At 58.5% G+C, this 16,007-nt stretch carries 10 protein-coding genes and 1 riboswitch; of the genes, 7 read left to right on the plus strand and 3 right to left on the minus strand.

From position 1 onward, the window contains the following. Position 1: 1 nt before the first annotated feature. Complete coding sequence (locus tag PPTH39_RS13110) at positions 2-5,125, minus strand: NEL-type E3 ubiquitin ligase domain-containing protein (protein WP_130872043.1); 5,124 nt, start codon at positions 5,123-5,125, stop codon at positions 2-4. Positions 5,126-5,521: 396 nt separating this feature from the next. Here PPTH39_RS13110 and PPTH39_RS13115 point away from each other — a divergent pair, with 396 nt between their 5' ends. The 7 genes from PPTH39_RS13115 (at position 5,522) to astE (ending at position 13,403) form a co-directional block, all read left to right on the plus strand. Next, positions 5,522-6,742, plus strand: a complete 1,221-nt coding sequence (locus PPTH39_RS13115; protein ID WP_095020866.1) for an aspartate aminotransferase family protein — start codon at positions 5,522-5,524, stop codon at positions 6,740-6,742. Between the two features lie 240 nt (positions 6,743-6,982). After that, complete coding sequence (gene aruF, locus PPTH39_RS13125) at positions 6,983-8,002, plus strand: arginine/ornithine succinyltransferase subunit alpha (protein ID WP_095003233.1); 1,020 nt, start codon at positions 6,983-6,985, stop codon at positions 8,000-8,002. Positions 8,003-8,057: 55 nt separating this feature from the next. Next, positions 8,058-9,095 (plus strand): arginine N-succinyltransferase, encoded by a 1,038-nt coding sequence (astA, locus tag PPTH39_RS13130; RefSeq protein ID WP_130872045.1) that lies wholly within the window; start codon positions 8,058-8,060, stop codon positions 9,093-9,095. Further along, positions 9,092-10,561 carry a succinylglutamate-semialdehyde dehydrogenase gene (gene astD / locus PPTH39_RS13135; protein ID WP_176465210.1) on the plus strand — a complete coding sequence of 490 codons (1,470 nt, stop codon included), beginning with the start codon at positions 9,092-9,094 and terminating at the stop codon, positions 10,559-10,561. The genes astA and astD overlap by 4 nt, the downstream gene beginning before the upstream one ends. Before the next feature lie 117 nt (positions 10,562-10,678). Beyond that, positions 10,679-12,025: an N-succinylarginine dihydrolase gene (gene astB, locus PPTH39_RS13140; RefSeq protein WP_095003230.1), complete on the plus strand. Its 1,347-nt coding sequence runs from the start codon at positions 10,679-10,681 to the stop codon at positions 12,023-12,025. A gap of 67 nt (positions 12,026-12,092) precedes the next feature. Next, positions 12,093-12,380 (plus strand): hypothetical protein, encoded by a 288-nt coding sequence (locus PPTH39_RS13145; RefSeq protein WP_003440880.1) that lies wholly within the window; start codon positions 12,093-12,095, stop codon positions 12,378-12,380. A gap of 12 nt (positions 12,381-12,392) precedes the next feature. Beyond that, positions 12,393-13,403 carry a succinylglutamate desuccinylase gene (gene astE, locus PPTH39_RS13150; RefSeq protein ID WP_095003229.1) on the plus strand — a complete coding sequence of 337 codons (1,011 nt, stop codon included), beginning with the start codon at positions 12,393-12,395 and terminating at the stop codon, positions 13,401-13,403. Here the strand turns inward: astE and PPTH39_RS13155 are convergent. After that, positions 13,400-14,515: a M91 family zinc metallopeptidase gene (locus tag PPTH39_RS13155; RefSeq protein ID WP_165446518.1), complete on the minus strand. Its 1,116-nt coding sequence runs from the start codon at positions 14,513-14,515 to the stop codon at positions 13,400-13,402. The two genes, astE and PPTH39_RS13155, sit on opposite strands and share 4 nt — an antisense overlap. Before the next feature lie 518 nt (positions 14,516-15,033). Then, a complete protein-coding gene (locus PPTH39_RS13160; RefSeq protein ID WP_095003366.1) occupies positions 15,034-15,528 on the minus strand; it encodes a 6,7-dimethyl-8-ribityllumazine synthase in 495 nt (164 codons plus the stop codon). 131 nt (positions 15,529-15,659) lie between these two features. Beyond that, positions 15,660-15,830: riboswitch (FMN riboswitch) on the minus strand. Positions 15,831-16,007 lie beyond the last annotated feature (177 nt).

A 16,007-nucleotide genomic window follows, 5' to 3' on the forward strand; every position in this document is an offset into this window, starting at 1 on the left:
GTCAGGTCAGCCTGGCTTTGGTCAGAGCCTGACGGGTCAACTGCCGGCTGAGCTCTTTGCGTTCATCGGCGATCTGGCTGTAGATCCGGTAGTAGAGCTTGTCATTCATGGGCTCGGAGGTGAATACCTGAGGCTCAGGCACTGCCAGTTTTAGGGCGAGTTCCTGCAGCTCGACACGCTGCCCTGCATGGCGCTGCTCCAGGCGCGTATCCGAGCGAACCCAATTATCCTGCAGCTCCCTGAGCTGCTCGGGCCACTCGGCCTTCTGTTCGAAGAGGCTGGCGTTGGCGTCCAGTTCCGAGGCGTAAGTTTTGTTCAGGTAGGTCTCCCAGAAGGGCACATCAAGGATCTGATTGACCAGCCCGTCACCGGCTTCGCCCTCATGAATCAGGCGATAGGCCCTGACAAACTCCGTATCGCCCACCTGGGCAGTCATCCTGTAGACCATGTAGTTGGGTACCCAGGGCAGTTCGAGGCTTGTGCTCAGCCGGGTCTGGTAGCCGGTGTGGACTTCGACTTCGTCGACCGTTCCGGGCGCACCATCGATCACTTCGCTGGTAAACCTCAAGCCCTGGCCGCCCTCACTCACAGGCCTGACACGTTGCGCCACATCAGCCCGGGCAATGTCACCGATCTTGGCCAGCCGGGCCTTGCCGCGTGCCAGCGTTATCAGGTTTTTTTCCAGTTCCAGTGGTGTGCTTCGGGCGTTATAGAACTCATGGGCCATGGTTTCCAGGCCCATGGCATTGAATATCTGGGCGCCGGCGTCGGCGCAATTGGTGGGCGAACTGGCCATGGTGAACAGTAGCTCGCGCATGCGGGTGTCGTTACTGGCAGCATCGATCAAGCGCCAGACTTTCTGCTTCAAATCTCCCAGGCCTTCCTGATAGGCAATTTGGTCAGAGGGTGTTTCAAATACGTCCGGGGGGATTTCCATTCGGGCGATGACTTCAAAAAATCCCTGTGAGCCATGCTCGTGCTCTAGAGTCTCCCAGAGTTCCTGCATGGATACCTGTGACCCGGGGGGGGCGAACAACCAGAATGAGCTTTGCTCTGACCCTCGTGGCGGATAAGTGCGATGAGGGTCTAGGCCAAGGGCGCGGCGATACTGAGTGACACGGTCCTGACTCTCCAGGTCGAGCTTCTGGCGTTCAAGGCGGGCATTGGCAATCAACCAGGATTCGGCCGATTGATCGGGGTAGTCGGGCACGGTATGGATCTCATTGCCCAGCAGGTTCAATTTGAAAGCCTTCGGTCGTGGCTGGTCGAACAACCCCGGGGGCCATTGAGTGATGCGGGTGTTCTCCAGTACGAGTGTCCTGAGTTCGGGCATATGCCCCACGGCCAAAGGGCTGCCAAGAGGGTTGTGACCCAGATCAAGGTGTTGAAGACGGGTAAGGTGCTTGAGCTGACTCTGCATCCCGGCGTTCAGGGTCAGGCGGTTATGGGCAAGGTGCAGCGACCTGAGGTGCGGCAGTGTATCGAGTGTCTCGGGCAGGGTTTCAAGGTCGTTGGCGTTGAGCGAAAGTACCTTCAGATTGGGAAAGTAGGTCAGGAAGTCGCCCTGGTTTGGGGAAAAGCTGCAATCGTCGAGCCTCAGCAGGCCTACATGGCTCAGGGGGCGGCTTAAAACCAGGCTGTCGGTGCCGGCATGGCCGAACAGGGTGCTGCTGAAGTCCAGTTCGGCCACTATGGCAGCCTGTCCTGTTTTGTTGATATGGACCTTGTCGGCCGATAGCCAGGAGTTCTTTATTCTGGAGCCTATCAGGCGCCTTAAACCATGAAGGTTGGGTGGCAATGCGTTGTCGGTGGTGACGCCGATCGCAGCGCTGATCCAGTTGTCCAGTGTCTCGAAAAGCTGGTCTTTTTCCTCCTCGGTGGCGCGCAGGTGTTCAAGGGCCTGCTCGCTGTCGATTCGCGCCGTGATCAACGCTATCTCGTCGCTATTTCGATAGGGGTAGAGGGCCTTGACCCGTTCCTGCAAGGGATTGGCTGCAGGCGTGGTATTGACCCGGCTGCTGGCGGCGCCGCGCAACAGGGTTTCGCTTTCGGTTGCCACGCAAGCTGCCGGGGATGGCAGATCAAGTGCCGTTCGGATTTCACCGGGGGCGCTGTACTTATCTGCCAGCCATTGTTTGAAGTTCTGGCCAATGGCGAACCTGGATTTCAGGTGCTCGCTGTTGCGTTCGGGGAGCGCCTTCATCAGCGCACCGTGAAAGCGCGAGGCTGGATGCAGCAGGGCATGCTCGCCATCGTAGGTCTCATAGGCGTCCGGACCTTTACGAACCAGTATTCGGGTGTGCCTGGCGTCCTTGGGGGCATGGCTGCAGCGCAAGGTGCCGTCAACGACCAGATCGCGCACCTCGAGATGAAGGTCGTGGATCGCATCGGTGTAGGTTTTCAGGATGTTTATGGCCAGTTTTTCGCCGTCTGGAGTCAGCAGGTCATCTTCAAGCAGTCCCTCCTGGGCGTGAGCTATGCGGGTTTGGTGTTCCAGCTCGGTGGCCAGATTTTTTACCCTCAGGGGGATTCTGCCATTCTCGAGGAGGGTGGTTTTCTCGAGCGTGCTGGTGGTCTCAAGCAGCGCTTGGGTGACAGGGGCGGGCAGGTGCGCAAAGGTGCTTTCTATCAATCGCGCTGCCGGGTTTTTTGTCTGGCGCTCCCTGGCGTACTGATGGTCGAAGATGTCTTCCCGTCGTTGCCGGGCGTAGTCGGACACCTTGGCCTGCAGGGTGTTGACGGCTTCTGTCTTTGTTGCGCGCGGGCCCAGCAGGGCATCGAGTTGAGGCGTGTTGAAGTTGTCGACAATCAGGGGCCACAGTTTGCCGTTCTTGATGTCCTGCTGAGAAATCCTGAGAGAGTCCTCGGGGAGTGCCTCGGGGGCACCGTAGACATGGGCCATGCCACTGAGGGTTTCATCGACAAAGACATTCAGGGCTTTGTCTGGCGGCCAGCCGGGTAACTCGGTGGGCAGGCTTTCCAGCCAGTTCCCCCTGGTTGAAAGGGCTCGCCCTTGGCGAATACGGGTGATGTCCTCGATATTTTGTTTTTGGATCCTCAGTCGTGCCATACAGTCTTTGAGCAGAGGCGGAGTCGGTTCGTTATGCAGGTGAACCCTTCGCAACACGCCTTCATCGGTGCCGCTGATAATTCGCAGCTTTTCCAGCTCGGCATCGCTGAAGCCCTCGGCGACAGGGCCGAGCCGACGCATAAGGATCGAGCCTTGCCAGGTTTGCGGGCGCTCACCCTCCATCAGCCAGGCGCCTTCACCGTTGTGCTGCATCCGGGGGCCGTAGGCGTGGGGCCGTGTCGGGTGACGCAAGGTATAAGGGCCGGCGCTTTCGGTCTTGTCCAGTACCAGCGTGTGTCGGGCTTGCTGCCCGGAACTGAGGGTCAGCAGTGTTTTGTCCTGGTGGTACTGCAGGCCCAGTTCGTCGGACGCGAGGTGTTCGGGCAGGGCCAGGTCGTGGTGGTAGGCGCTGATGTCAGGGTTCCACAATCGAGTGGCGCCATCGTTGCAGGTGACAGGTTTCATGCCTTGTACAAAGGCGGATGGCTTGGGCAGCAAGCCTCCCAGCACCTTTGTGCCAGCCGCAAAAAAACCTGCCTGGATACCGCTCTCCAGCACCCCGAACAGGTGTTCGAATGCTTCAGTGGTCTTGCCTTGCACCCAGTCGTGGATACCCTCATAGGTGTCGTCCAGCAGTTGCCAGGCCATTTGCAGCAGCATCAGTTCGCCGACGACAGGTACAAAAGGCGCGATGACAAAGGCTGCGGCATTCAGCAGTGCCATGCCAATGCCTTTCAGGCGTTCAAGGCGTGCCTCACGGGTTTTGCGGTCTTCGGCATCGGTCGACACGGCGAGGCTTTTGGCATCGTTGAAAATTTTTGCCAGTTGCCTGCTGTAAAGCGTTTCCCAGAGGTCATCAGGTATCGGCACCAGCAGGTATTCAATCGCGGGTTTTTCGATCGGTATCAGGGTTTGCGCAACCAGTGCGTCTGGTAGCGTTGCGCCCGGTGCGATGGGGGTGTCGGGGATGACCTGCCAGTAGGTTCTTTTAAGACCCTCCAGAAAAGCCCCCAATCGGTCGTGGGCGACGAAGCGGCTGAAGAAATGCTGGTAGGAAGTGCTTTTCAGGCGTTCGGTCAGATGCGCCATGCACTCGCCGATCGATGAGTATTCCTTGACCGGATGCAGGGGGTCGTGGGGTATGTACGCAACTACCGATCGTTGATGTACCGGCATGAAGATCAGCGGGCTTTCGATGTCGAGGGAGAGCACTGTCAGGCGATAGGTCAGCCAACGGTTGTCCAGGCCTATGAGAAAGGCATCCAGTGACTCATACAGGGGCAGGCCGATCTGTCTGGTCATCACGGCGTAGGTCAGATCGGCCTTCAGGTCGGCGCGTTGACTGTCCAGTATTTTGTTTTTCAGCCTTAACTGCCTGCCATGATCGTCAAGACCCAGATGGCGCGTGAGATGGTCCTTGTAGCGGGCGCCCAGATTCAGTGTTCGGCACAAGGCCGTGAACGCCTGGACGGGCATGTGCTCGGTGATGTGATTGAGCTGCTTGAAATGCCCCTGGGCATCGGGGCGGCTGATATACCCCGAGCCTGAGAGGTAGGCATAGGGCAGGGTTTCATGCAGTTCAAAGTTGTGCAGGGCCGCGTCTAGCAGGGACACGCGCCAGGTCGTGGTACCGCTTTCGCGCAGGCCGATGACAGGCAGGTAGTTCGGGATATACAGATTGATAAAGGTGTTGTGTACATCCAGGTCCAGCTGATATTGGCGTTTAATAAGGTTGTTCAGCAAGGGCGCCGCAAACCCGTGAACATCTACGACCCTTGCCAGGTCTTTTTCAACATCGTTGCGGGCGGCCCATCGCGCTGCAAACGTTTTGCGCAAGGTGTCGCCCTGAGCGGGCGTGAGGGTCCTCAAGGTTGGGTGAAGGCTGGGGGACGTCCCTTTCAATGCGTTCAGGGTCGGTCGGCCCAGGGACGTGGCCCAGGGCGGCATGGCCTCGGCAATGGTCGTGAAGTGGGGGATGGTCTGGAGTCGGTTCGCCGCTGTTAACCCTTTTTCAGGGGGCGGTTTCAGGGGCGCAAGAGGTGTTGGATCGGGCATGTCCGGTACTCGTATGTCCTGATGGAGTACCTTCAAGATCCGCCAGTACGAGCCCGTTAAAAAGCGCAAATATTTGCTGGCTGGCGGAGGCTTTGCATCAACAATCAGCGATCAATCCATACATATTTAGCACCCATACGTACAGATCCGGCGGTGATCGGCAAAAACTCGCGTTTTCCGGGCAAATCAGCGCGCCAGAGTGCTGCCGCAAAGACGCCCCAGCGTTTAAACTGCGCCTTTGTGACGGAATATGTCGCATTGTCGTAATGCCTTTGTAAATCGTGGTTTGGCGCTATAAGAAGTTGTCGCTTGGCGACAAGGCGTGCTCCCGATGTGTCCCTACAATCCCCCCATCGCTCGCCAGTTTAGGCAGGCGTTCCTCTTCAGGAGACTCCGATGTCCGTTGAGCAAGCCCCGGTGCAACGCGCCGATTTCGACCAGGTCATGGTTCCCAACTACGCGCCTGCAGCCTTTATTCCTGTGCGTGGTGCCGGTTCCCGAGTATGGGATCAGGCCGGTCGGGAGCTGATCGACTTCGCGGGCGGCATTGCCGTTAACGTTCTTGGCCATGCGCATCCGGCATTGGTCGGTGCCTTGACTGAGCAGGCGAATACTCTTTGGCATGTGTCCAACGTGTTCACCAACGAGCCGGCGTTGCGCCTGGCGAAAAAACTGGTGGACTCGACCTTTGCCGAGCGTGTGTTCTTCTGCAACTCGGGCGCTGAAGCCAACGAAGCCGCTTTCAAGCTGGCCCGTCGTGTCGCCCATGACCGTTTCGGCAGCGAGAAGTACGAAATCATCGCTGCGCTCAACAGCTTTCACGGCCGCACGCTGTTCACCGTGAACGTGGGCGGGCAGTCGAAGTACTCCGACGGTTTTGGTCCGAAAATCACCGGCATTACCCATGTTCCGTTCAACGACCTTGACGCGCTGAAAGCGGCGATTTCGGACAAGACCTGCGCAGTGGTGCTGGAGCCGATCCAGGGCGAAGGCGGCGTGCTGCCGGCCGAGCAGGCTTACCTGCAAGGCGCCCGCGAACTGTGCGACCAGCATAATGCGTTGCTGGTGTTTGACGAAGTTCAAACCGGCATGGGTCGTACCGGCGAGCTGTTTGCCTACATGCATTACGGCGTGACCCCGGATATTTTGACCAGCGCCAAGAGCCTGGGCGGCGGTTTCCCGATCGCAGCCATGCTGACCACCGAAGCGCTGGCCAAGCATCTGGTTGTCGGCACCCACGGCACCACCTACGGGGGTAACCCGCTGGCGTGTGCAGTCGGCAATGCGGTAATCGATGTGATCAACACGCCAGAGGTACTGCAAGGCGTCAAGGCCAGGCATGACCTGTTCAAGACCCGCCTTGAGCAAATCGGCCAGCAATACGGCCTGTTCACTCAAGTGCGTGGCATGGGCCTGCTGCTGGGTTGTGTGCTGAACGATGCCTGGAAGGGCCGCGCCAAGGACATCTTCAATGCCGCTGAAAAAGAAAACCTGATGATTCTGCAGGCCGGCCCCGACGTTGTGCGTTTCGCGCCAAGCCTGGTGGTTGACGAGGCCGATATAGAAGAAGGTCTGAACCGCTTCGAACGTGCCGTAAAGAATCTGACGCAAGCCTGAGTGTGACCTCGACGCCCGGCTTGCCGGGCGTCGAACCGAATTTAATGTGCCGGGCCAGGCTCAATGCACAGGGCTTTCAATGTGGGAGCGGGCTTGCTCGCGATACAGGCAGCGCGGTGTGTCAGTCACGCCGCAGTGACGTCATCGCGAGCAAGCCCGCTCCCACAGTTGAAATCCCGGGTGCACTCGACTGTTCGGCCTATACCCCTCTATGCAATTCAAGGATTAAGGAGTGACACCATGCTGGTGATGCGCCCTGCGCAAATGGCTGATCTGGGCGAGGTACAGCGTCTGGCTGCGGACAGCCCGATTGGTGTCACTTCATTGCCGGACGATATCGAACGCCTGCGCGACAAGATCGCCGCGTCTGAAACCTCGTTCGCTGCCGAAGTGAGCTTCAATGGCGAAGAAAGCTATTTTTTCGTCCTTGAAGACACCGCTGCCGGCAAGTTGGTGGGGTGCTCGGCGATCGTGGCCTCGGCCGGTTATTCGGAGCCGTTTTACAGCTTCCGTAACGAGACGTTCGTGCACGCCTCCCGCGAACTTAAGATTCACAACAAGATTCACGTCCTGTCGCAGTGCCATGATCTGACCGGTAACAGCCTGCTGACCAGTTTTTATGTGGTCCCGGAACTGGTGGGGTCGGCCTGGTCCGAACTCAACTCCCGTGGCCGCCTGCTGTTTGTGGCCAACCACCCGGAGCGTTTTGCCGACTCCGTGGTCACCGAGATCGTTGGCTACAGCGATGAAAATGGCGACTCGCCGTTCTGGGATGCCATTGGCCGCAACTTCTTCGACTTGAACTATGCCGCCGCCGAGCGTCTGTGCGGGCTTAAAAGCCGCACCTTCCTTGCCGAGCTGATGCCGCATTACCCGATTTACGTGCCGCTGCTGCCTGACACCGCCCAAGAGGCCATGGGGCAAGTCCACCCGCGTGCGCAGATCACCTTTGACATCCTGATGCGCGAAGGTTTCGAGACCGATCACTACATCGATATTTTCGACGGTGGCCCGACCTTGCATGCCCGGGTTTCGGGCATCCGCTCAATCGCCCAGAGCCGCGTGGTTCCGGTCAAGATCGGCGCACTGAGCACAGGCGGTGGACGTCAGTATCTGGTGGCCAATGCCCAGCTACAGGATTACCGCGCCGTATTGCTGGAGCTGGATTGGGCGCCGGGCAAACCGGTCACGCTGGATCTGGAAGCGGCCGAAGCACTTGGTGTTGGCGAAGGTGCCAGCGTACGAGTGGTAGCGGTATAACGCGTTTGAGCGAGTTTCGCGGGGGTCGTCAGCGAGCCCCGTCCAAGGAGATAGCATGATCGTTCGTCCTGTACGCAACAGCGATTTACCGGCCCTGATTGAGCTGGCACGCAGCACCGGCACCGGCCTGACCACCTTGCCGGCCAACGAAGAGCGCTTGCTGCATCGGGTCACCTGGGCTGAGAAAACCTTCCGTGGCGAAGCCGAGCGTGGCGATGCGGACTATCTGTTTGTGCTCGAAAACGACGATGGCAAAGTGGTGGGTATTTCTGCCATTGCCGGTGCCGTCGGTCTGCGTGAGCCCTGGTACAACTTCCGTGTGGGCCTGACGGTCAGCGCCTCTCAAGAGCTGAATATTTACCGCGAAATCCCGACCCTGTTTCTGGCCAATGACCTGACCGGCAACTCCGAGCTGTGCTCATTGTTCCTCAGTGCCGATTACCGTACCGGGCTCAATGGCCGCCTGCTGGCCAAGGCGCGGATGCTGTTTATCGCCGAGTTCCCGGAGCTGTTTGGCAGCAAGATCATTGCCGAAATGCGTGGCATGTCCGATGAAAGTGGCCGCTCGCCATTTTGGGAAAGCCTGGGCCGGCACTTTTTCAAAATGGAGTTCAGCCAGGCCGACTACCTGACCGGCGTGGGCAACAAAGCCTTTATCGCCGAGTTGATGCCCAAGTTCCCGGTGTACACCTGTTTCCTGTCCGAAGATGCCCGAGCGGTGATCGGCAAGGTGCATACCCACACCGAACCGGCCTTGAACATGCTTAAAAGCGAAGGCTTCAGTTATCAGGGCTACGTCGATATTTTTGACGCAGGCCCGGCGGTTGAGTGTGAAACCAGCAAGATCCGCGCAGTGCGCGACAGCGAAGCGCTGGTACTGGCTATTGGCACACCGGGTGACGACGCAACGCCTTACCTGATGCACAACCGCAAACGCGAAGATTGCCGCATCACGGCCGCCCCTGCGCGGCTGGCTGCTGGCACCCTGGTGGTCGACCCGCTGACCGCCAAACGCCTGCAACTGAGCGCGGGCGACCAGGTGCGCGCCGTTGCCTTGTCCGCCCAGTCAATGGCCCCACGGGAGTCAAAATAATGAGTACGTTGTATATCGCAGGTACCTGGCAGAGCGGGCAGGGCGAGGCTTTGGAGTCGCTGAACCCGGTTACCCAGCACGTGCTTTGGGCTGGCAAGGGTGCCGATGCCGGGCAAGTGGATGCCGCCGTGAAGGCTGCGCGCCAGGCTTTCCCGCAGTGGGCCAAACAGACTTTCGAGCAGCGCCTGAGCGTGCTCGAAGCGTTTGCCGCAAGCCTTAAAAACCACGCCGACGAACTGTCGCGCTGCATCGGTGAAGAAACCGGCAAACCCCTCTGGGAGTCGGCCACCGAAGTCACCAGCATGATCAATAAAGTGGCGATTTCGGTACAGAGCTACCGCGAGCGCACGGGTGAAAAAAGTGGACCGCTGGGGGATGCCACGGCCGTTTTGCGTCACAAGCCTCATGGTGTAGTGGCTGTTTTCGGTCCGTACAACTTCCCCGGTCATTTGCCCAACGGGCACATTGTTCCGGCGTTGCTGGCGGGTAACAGCGTGGTATTCAAACCGAGCGAATTGACCCCTAAAGTCGCCGAACTGACGGTCAAGTGCTGGATCGAAGCGGGTCTGCCTGCGGGCGTGCTCAACCTGCTGCAGGGCGCACGCGACACCGGTATCGCCCTGGCGGCGCACACGGGTATCGACGGGTTGTTCTTCACCGGTTCGAGCCGCACCGGCAATGCCCTGCACCAGCAATTTGCCGGGCGCCCGGACAAAATCCTGGCTCTGGAAATGGGTGGCAACAACCCGCTGGTGGTCGATCAGGTAGAGGACCTGGACGCAGCGGTGTACACCATCATCCAGTCGGCCTTTATCTCCGCCGGGCAGCGTTGCACCTGTGCCCGCCGCTTGCTGGTGCCGCAAGGCGCATGGGGCGACAGCCTGCTGACGCGCCTGGTTGAAGTGAGTCAGAGCATCGAAGTGGGTGCTTTCGATCAGCAGCCGGCGCCATTCATGGGGTCGGTGATTTCCCTTGGCGCAGCGCGCGCCTTGATGGATGCCCAGGAAGTGTTGCTGGGGTCGGGGGCTGTGGCCTTGCTGGAAATGCACCAGCCAGACAGCAATGCCGCCTTGCTGACGCCGGGCATTATCGATGTGACAGAGGTTGGCGATCGTTCGGACGAAGAACTGTTCGGGCCATTGCTGCAAGTGATTCGCTACGCTGACTTTGATGCGGCGATTGCTGAAGCCAACAACACGGCGTTTGGTCTGGCGGCCGGGTTGCTGTCGGATTCCGAAGCGCGTTACCAGCAGTTCTGGCTCGAAAGCCGCGCCGGTATCGTCAACTGGAACAAACAATTGACCGGCGCGGCGAGCAGTGCGCCATTTGGTGGTATCGGGGCGTCGGGCAATCATCGCGCCAGTGCCTACTACGCGGCGGATTATTGCGCATACCCGGTGGCTTCCCTTGAAACGCCGACCCTGGCTTTGCCAGCAGCGCTGACCCCGGGCGTGCGGATGTCGTAACGCTTATCTCAACCCTGTGGGAGCGAGCTTGCTCGCGAAAGCCTTAAAGGCCATTCGCGAGCAGGCTCGCTCCCACAGGTGCTGTATGACTTATAACCGTTTTCCGGAGCCTCGCTGATGAAGTCCTTTGAAGTCAATTTTGACGGTTTAGTGGGGCCGACCCATAACTATGGCGGTTTGTCGTTTGGCAACGTCGCTTCCCAGAGCAACAGCCAGCAGGCTTCCAACCCTAAGGAAGCTGCGCTGCAAGGCCTGGAAAAAATGAAAGCGTTGATGGACATGGGCTTTGTCCAGGGCGTGCTGGCCCCGCAAGAGCGTCCGGACGTTGCTGCCTTGCGCAGCCTGGGTTTTGCCGGGACTGATGCTCAGGTGATCGAGCGCGCCGCCAAAGAGGCCATGCCATTGCTGGTCGCCAGCTGCTCGGCCTCGAGCATGTGGGTAGCCAATGCGGCCACAGTCAGCCCCAGTGCCGACACCGCTGACGGTCGCGTGCACTTCACCGCTGCCAACCTCAATTGCAAATACCATCGCAGTATCGAGCACCCGACCACCAGTCGCGTGCTGGGCGCGATGTTTGCCGATCAGGAGCATTTTGCCCACCACGCGGCTTTGCCGGCAGTGGCGCAATTTGGCGATGAAGGTGCAGCCAACCACACGCGTTTTTGCCGCGATTATGGTGAGGCCGGTGTCGAGTTTTTTGTGTTCGGCCGCAGTGCGTTCGACAGTCGTTACCCGGCACCGCAAAAATACCCGGCGCGCCAGACCCTCGAGGCTTCGCAGGCAGTGGCTCGCCTGCATGGCCTGAGCGAGGAGGGTGTGGTGTTTGCCCAGCAAAATCCTGCGGTCATTGACCAGGGTGTGTTTCATAACGACGTGATCGCCGTGGGTAATGGTGAACTGTTGTTCCATCACCAGGATGCTTTCCTCAATACCGAGCAGATGCTGGCCGAGTTGCAGGCCAAGCTGGCGACCCGCGGCGCCAACTTCCAGTCGATCAGCGTGCCCCGTGATCAGGTGGCCGTGGAAGATGCCGTGCGCTCTTATCTGTTCAACAGCCAGCTGCTGAGCCGCGCCGATGGCTCGATGCTATTGATCGTGCCTGAAGAGTGTCGTGCCAACCCGCGCGTGTGGCAGTACCTGCAAGGGCTGACGGCCGCTGGCGGGCCGATCCGTGAGGTCAAGGTGTTCGACCTCAAGCAGAGCATGCAGAATGGCGGTGGTCCGGCGTGCCTGCGCCTGCGGGTCGCGCTCAACGAAACCGAGCTGGCGGCCGTCAACCCCGGCGTGATCATGACCCCGGCGCTGTACGACACCCTGACGGTCTGGGTGAACAAACATTATCGTGATGCTTTGCGCGAAAGTGACCTGGCTGATCCACAATTGCTGCTTGAATGCCGCACGGCATTGGATGAACTGACGCAAATCCTTAAACTGGGCGCGGTTTACCCCTTCCAGATCAATTGAAAGGCGCTGTGCCTGGGCGATAGTTGACGCCGGGCACGCACCTTCACACCCCAATGAGAGCGATGAAATGACTGATACCCTGAAGCTGATCCTTGAAGACACCGACGGTACCCAGCTGGAAACGTCCTGCACGCGCGTTGCTGTCATGTGGCAGGGCAAGGAATTGTGGATCCAGCAGGACGGCCGTGGCCAGTTGCTGATCGGTGTAGACGTTGAAGAAGGCGATGCCGAATACGCCAACCTGCTGCTGCGCCCATTGGCGACTAACCTTGTGAGCCTGCAACTGGAAATGGAACCGGCTGATCTGGGCGATGATGAAGACGGTCACGTACACGGTCCGGACTGCAACCACTGATAAGGAAGTTCTATGCTCGCTCTCGGCAAACTGCTTGAACTGACCTTGGCCGGACGTGAACCGGCCGAGAAAACTCAACTGACTGTCGACGGCGTGCGGATGCGCTGGCTGACCGAAGGCGCGCTTGAAGTGCGCCCGCCCGAGGCTCGTGACAACGGTATGGATCTGTTGTTGTCAGCCGGCATCCATGGCAATGAAACAGCGCCGATCGAGTTGCTTGATCGCCTGTTGCAGGCCATTGCACGGGGTACTATCAAGCCCCGTGCGCGAATTCTGTTCCTGTTCGGCAACCCCGGCGCCATGCGTACTGGCGCACGTTTTGTCGAGGAAGACCTCAACCGGCTGTTCAACGGCCGTCACGAAAGCAGCAGTGGCCCCGAAGCCCTGCGTGCTTGCGAGCTTGAACACCTGGCTGAAACCTTTTTCAGCCCTCCCGGGCGTACTCGTCTGCACTACGACTTGCACACGGCCATTCGAGGGTCGAAGATCGAGCAGTTTGCGTTGTATCCCTTCAAGGAGGGCCGTAGCCACTCTCGCGAAGAGCTGTCGCGCTTGCGTGCGGCCGGGATGGAAGCGGTGCTGTTGCAAAACAAGCCCTCCATTGTGTTCAGTGCCTATACCTACGATCGCTTGGGCGCCGAGGCGTTTACCCTTGAGTTGGGCAAGGCCCGGCCTTTCGGGCAGAACGGCGGAGTCAATGTCGAACGTCTGGAGCAGCGTTTGCAGCAGATGATCGAGGGTAGCGAGCCAGCACTGGCCGATGCTTCGCTCGAGGGTTTGCAGTTGTTCAGTGTGGCGCGTGAAGTCATCAAGCACAGTGATGCCTTTATCCTGCACTTGCCTGCCGATATCGAAAATTTCAGCGAGTTGCCCAAGGGCTATCTACTGGCGCAAGACGCCGGCAAAACCCGCTGGATTATTGAAGAAGAGGGTGCGCGGATCATCTTTCCCAACCCTAAAGTCAAAAATGGCCTGCGCGCCGGTATCATTATCGAACCGACAACCCTGGCCCCACAGGGTTAATCATCCGAGTAATGGATATAGGTTTTGCGCAGGGGTAGCCCCAGTTCTTCGCGTATGCCGTTTTCGCTGAACTGTGCCGGGTTCGTGGGGAGGGCAGGGGTTGCAGGGTCTTTATCGAAGTCAAAGGGCTCTGTGTTGCAAGGTAAGCCCACGGCCTGCAGTTCATCATTTTTCACCAGCGCAGCTTGCTTGGTTCCCTGATGCCCGTCGGGGCTTGCGCCTAAAAATCGTGTGCCCGTGACAAAGTTGTAGGCGTGGCATAGCTCGTGGTACAGAGAGGTAAGCGGTATCGCGCCGGGTGTAGAAAATGCCGGGTTGTAGTACACCGTTCCTCCGAAATCAGGCAGACCTGCCATCCCGACCTGAATAAAAGACCGGCCATCACCCAGATTGGGTATGTATAGGCCGTTATTTACCTGCTTGAGTTCGGCGATGGTGATGGGTTTCTGGCTTTTACGAATACTTTTTGTCAGTTCGCGCAGTAGCTGGCTCCCGTTGCCGGAGCTCAGCAACAGTTTCAAGTCATCCTGAACCCTTACGATAAACTCTTCGCTGCCTTGAATAATCAGCCCTGATTCCGGCAGGGGGATTGGGCTGCCAATAAATGTATTGGCGACCTTTTTGTGCGGGGTGATTCTGCCTTCGGCGATATAGGTGGGCTCGCTGTCGGTGAATACTTTGTCCCTGTCTTTTATTTGATTGAGGATGTCCTGGCCCTGGCCGGTATAGATCACATTGGAGCCCGCTCCGGCTGTAATAAGGTCATCGCCGTCGCCCCCGCATAGAATGCTGTGGCCCTGGCCTCCGACGGCTACATCGTCACCTTCTCCTGCGTCGATAAAGGCCATGCCGGCCCCGCCACGAAAAAAGTCTGCCCCTTTGCCCGTGTAGGCAACGGTTGTGCCCGTGCCATTGGCGTTGACGATGTCATTGCCATCTCCAGTGTCTACGTAGCTGGTGCCCCCACGGGTCATCACCATGTCATCGCCAGTACCGGTCAGCACCGTGGACTTGCCGCTGCTGGTCACGACGGTGTCATTGCCGGGGCCGGTTTCGATATGAAAGGTGTTTTTCAGGGTGTCGGCGATGTAAACCGTATCGTTGCCGTTCAAGGTATGAATTTCGATGATCTGCTTTGCACTTGCAGGCTTTATCCGATAGCGCTCATGGTTCAGGTCGATCAGCAGAGAGTCGTTGTCGCCCTTGGTGACGCAAATGGATGCCCGCGCCACCGAGGCACGGAAGACCAGGCGGTCAATGGGGCGGGGGTACAGGACGCCTTCAGTGACGTAGCGCACGAGGGTGGCGTTATCGCCAATATGAAGAATGCTTTGTGTGGTGCTCTCTGTCACATGGGGCAGGGGGTGTGAAACCGTTGTTTCGGTTCTTTCGAGCGGGGCCTGGGCACCGCCGTCAAACTCGAAATGATGAGGGGCTGGCAGAGGGGTAGTTGTTACTGGGGGCGGGGTTGGGCACATAAGAGATGCTCCTGGGCGTCAAGTTCAAATGTCATCGGTGACCGGGCACCTGTATCGACAATTGAAACGCCTGGATGGCTTATGTGTGCGTTACATGTTTATGGTGTGCTCCCCGGCGAGCCTGGTTTCAGGGCTGGCCGGGGAATCAGGCATTACACCGCGCGTTTTTGCTGGGTATCCATGCGCTTGATGGTGCGGATTTTCTGCAGTGTGTCTACGCACGTCCGGGCGGCTTCCTGGCCTTTGTGCACGAAGTGCTCAAAGAAAAACTTCTGATGCTCCTCACCGGCGTGGAAGTGGTGCGGCGTGAGGCTGACGGAGAACACCGGCACTTCGGTTTCCAGTTGTACTTGCATCAGGCCGCTGACGACCGTCTGGGCAACAAAGTCGTGACGGTAGATGCCGCCATCCACGACCAGTGCGGCGCCGACAATTCCGGCGTAACGACCGGTCTTGGCCAGCAGTTTGGCGTGCAGCGGGATCTCGAATGCGCCGCCGACTTCGAAGAAATCGATGTCGCTTTCCTGATAGCCCAGCACCAGCATTTCGGCCAGGAAGCCCTTGCGGCTCTGGTCGACAATCTCTTTGTGCCAGGAAGCCTGGATAAATGCGACACGTTCGTTGTGGTGAATAGCTGTAGGTTGCATGTTCAGATTCCTGTTTGTGTGAAAAACAGGGCATATGAATCGAATGGGATTAAAGGGTACGTTCAGGAGGGCAGCGCACGGCCATACGGCATCGCCACTATCCCGCCTGGTTGACGGCCCTTTGGCGCCAATCCCGTTCTCTCTTCATCCGGACTATGACCGTCGGCCCCGGGATCACACCGGGTCTGCTGACCTTGGTTTATTCCTGGCCGAAGCTCAAGAATGTGCCAAGCGCTCGCGGGCTATGCGCTTTGCGCGCAATTACCGCCGGTGGGGAGTCGCACCCCGCCCTGAGAACGTTGCCACCAGCCTTTCTGGCGGCGGACATTTTGTATCACATATTTTTCGAGTATGCATTGATGCTTTTTGCTAATAGCTATCAGTTTTTCCATTTCATTAATAAGGTAATTCCTACGTGAGCATCCGAATATTGTCGATCGCTGCAGAGTAGGCTTGTTCTGGCGGGAATCGCACGTTTA

This window comes from Pseudomonas bubulae (assembly GCF_900618535.1).
GTDB lineage: Bacteria > Pseudomonadota > Gammaproteobacteria > Pseudomonadales > Pseudomonadaceae > Aquipseudomonas > Aquipseudomonas bubulae.

Bases quoted from the DNA above. Each gene is read 5' to 3' on its own strand.
- PPTH39_RS13110 (WP_130872043.1), bottom strand. From the start codon at position 5,125: ATGCCCGATCCAACACCTCTTGCGCCCCTGAAACCGCCCCCTGAAAAA.
- PPTH39_RS13115 (WP_095020866.1), top strand. From the start codon at position 5,522: ATGTCCGTTGAGCAAGCCCCGGTGCAACGCGCCGATTTCGACCAGGTC.
- aruF (WP_095003233.1), top strand. From the start codon at position 6,983: ATGCTGGTGATGCGCCCTGCGCAAATGGCTGATCTGGGCGAGGTACAG.
- astA (WP_130872045.1), top strand. From the start codon at position 8,058: ATGATCGTTCGTCCTGTACGCAACAGCGATTTACCGGCCCTGATTGAG.
- astB (WP_095003230.1), top strand. From the start codon at position 10,679: ATGAAGTCCTTTGAAGTCAATTTTGACGGTTTAGTGGGGCCGACCCAT.
- PPTH39_RS13145 (WP_003440880.1), top strand. From the start codon at position 12,093: ATGACTGATACCCTGAAGCTGATCCTTGAAGACACCGACGGTACCCAG.
- astE (WP_095003229.1), top strand. From the start codon at position 12,393: ATGCTCGCTCTCGGCAAACTGCTTGAACTGACCTTGGCCGGACGTGAA.
- PPTH39_RS13160 (WP_095003366.1), bottom strand. From the start codon at position 15,528: ATGCAACCTACAGCTATTCACCACAACGAACGTGTCGCATTTATCCAG.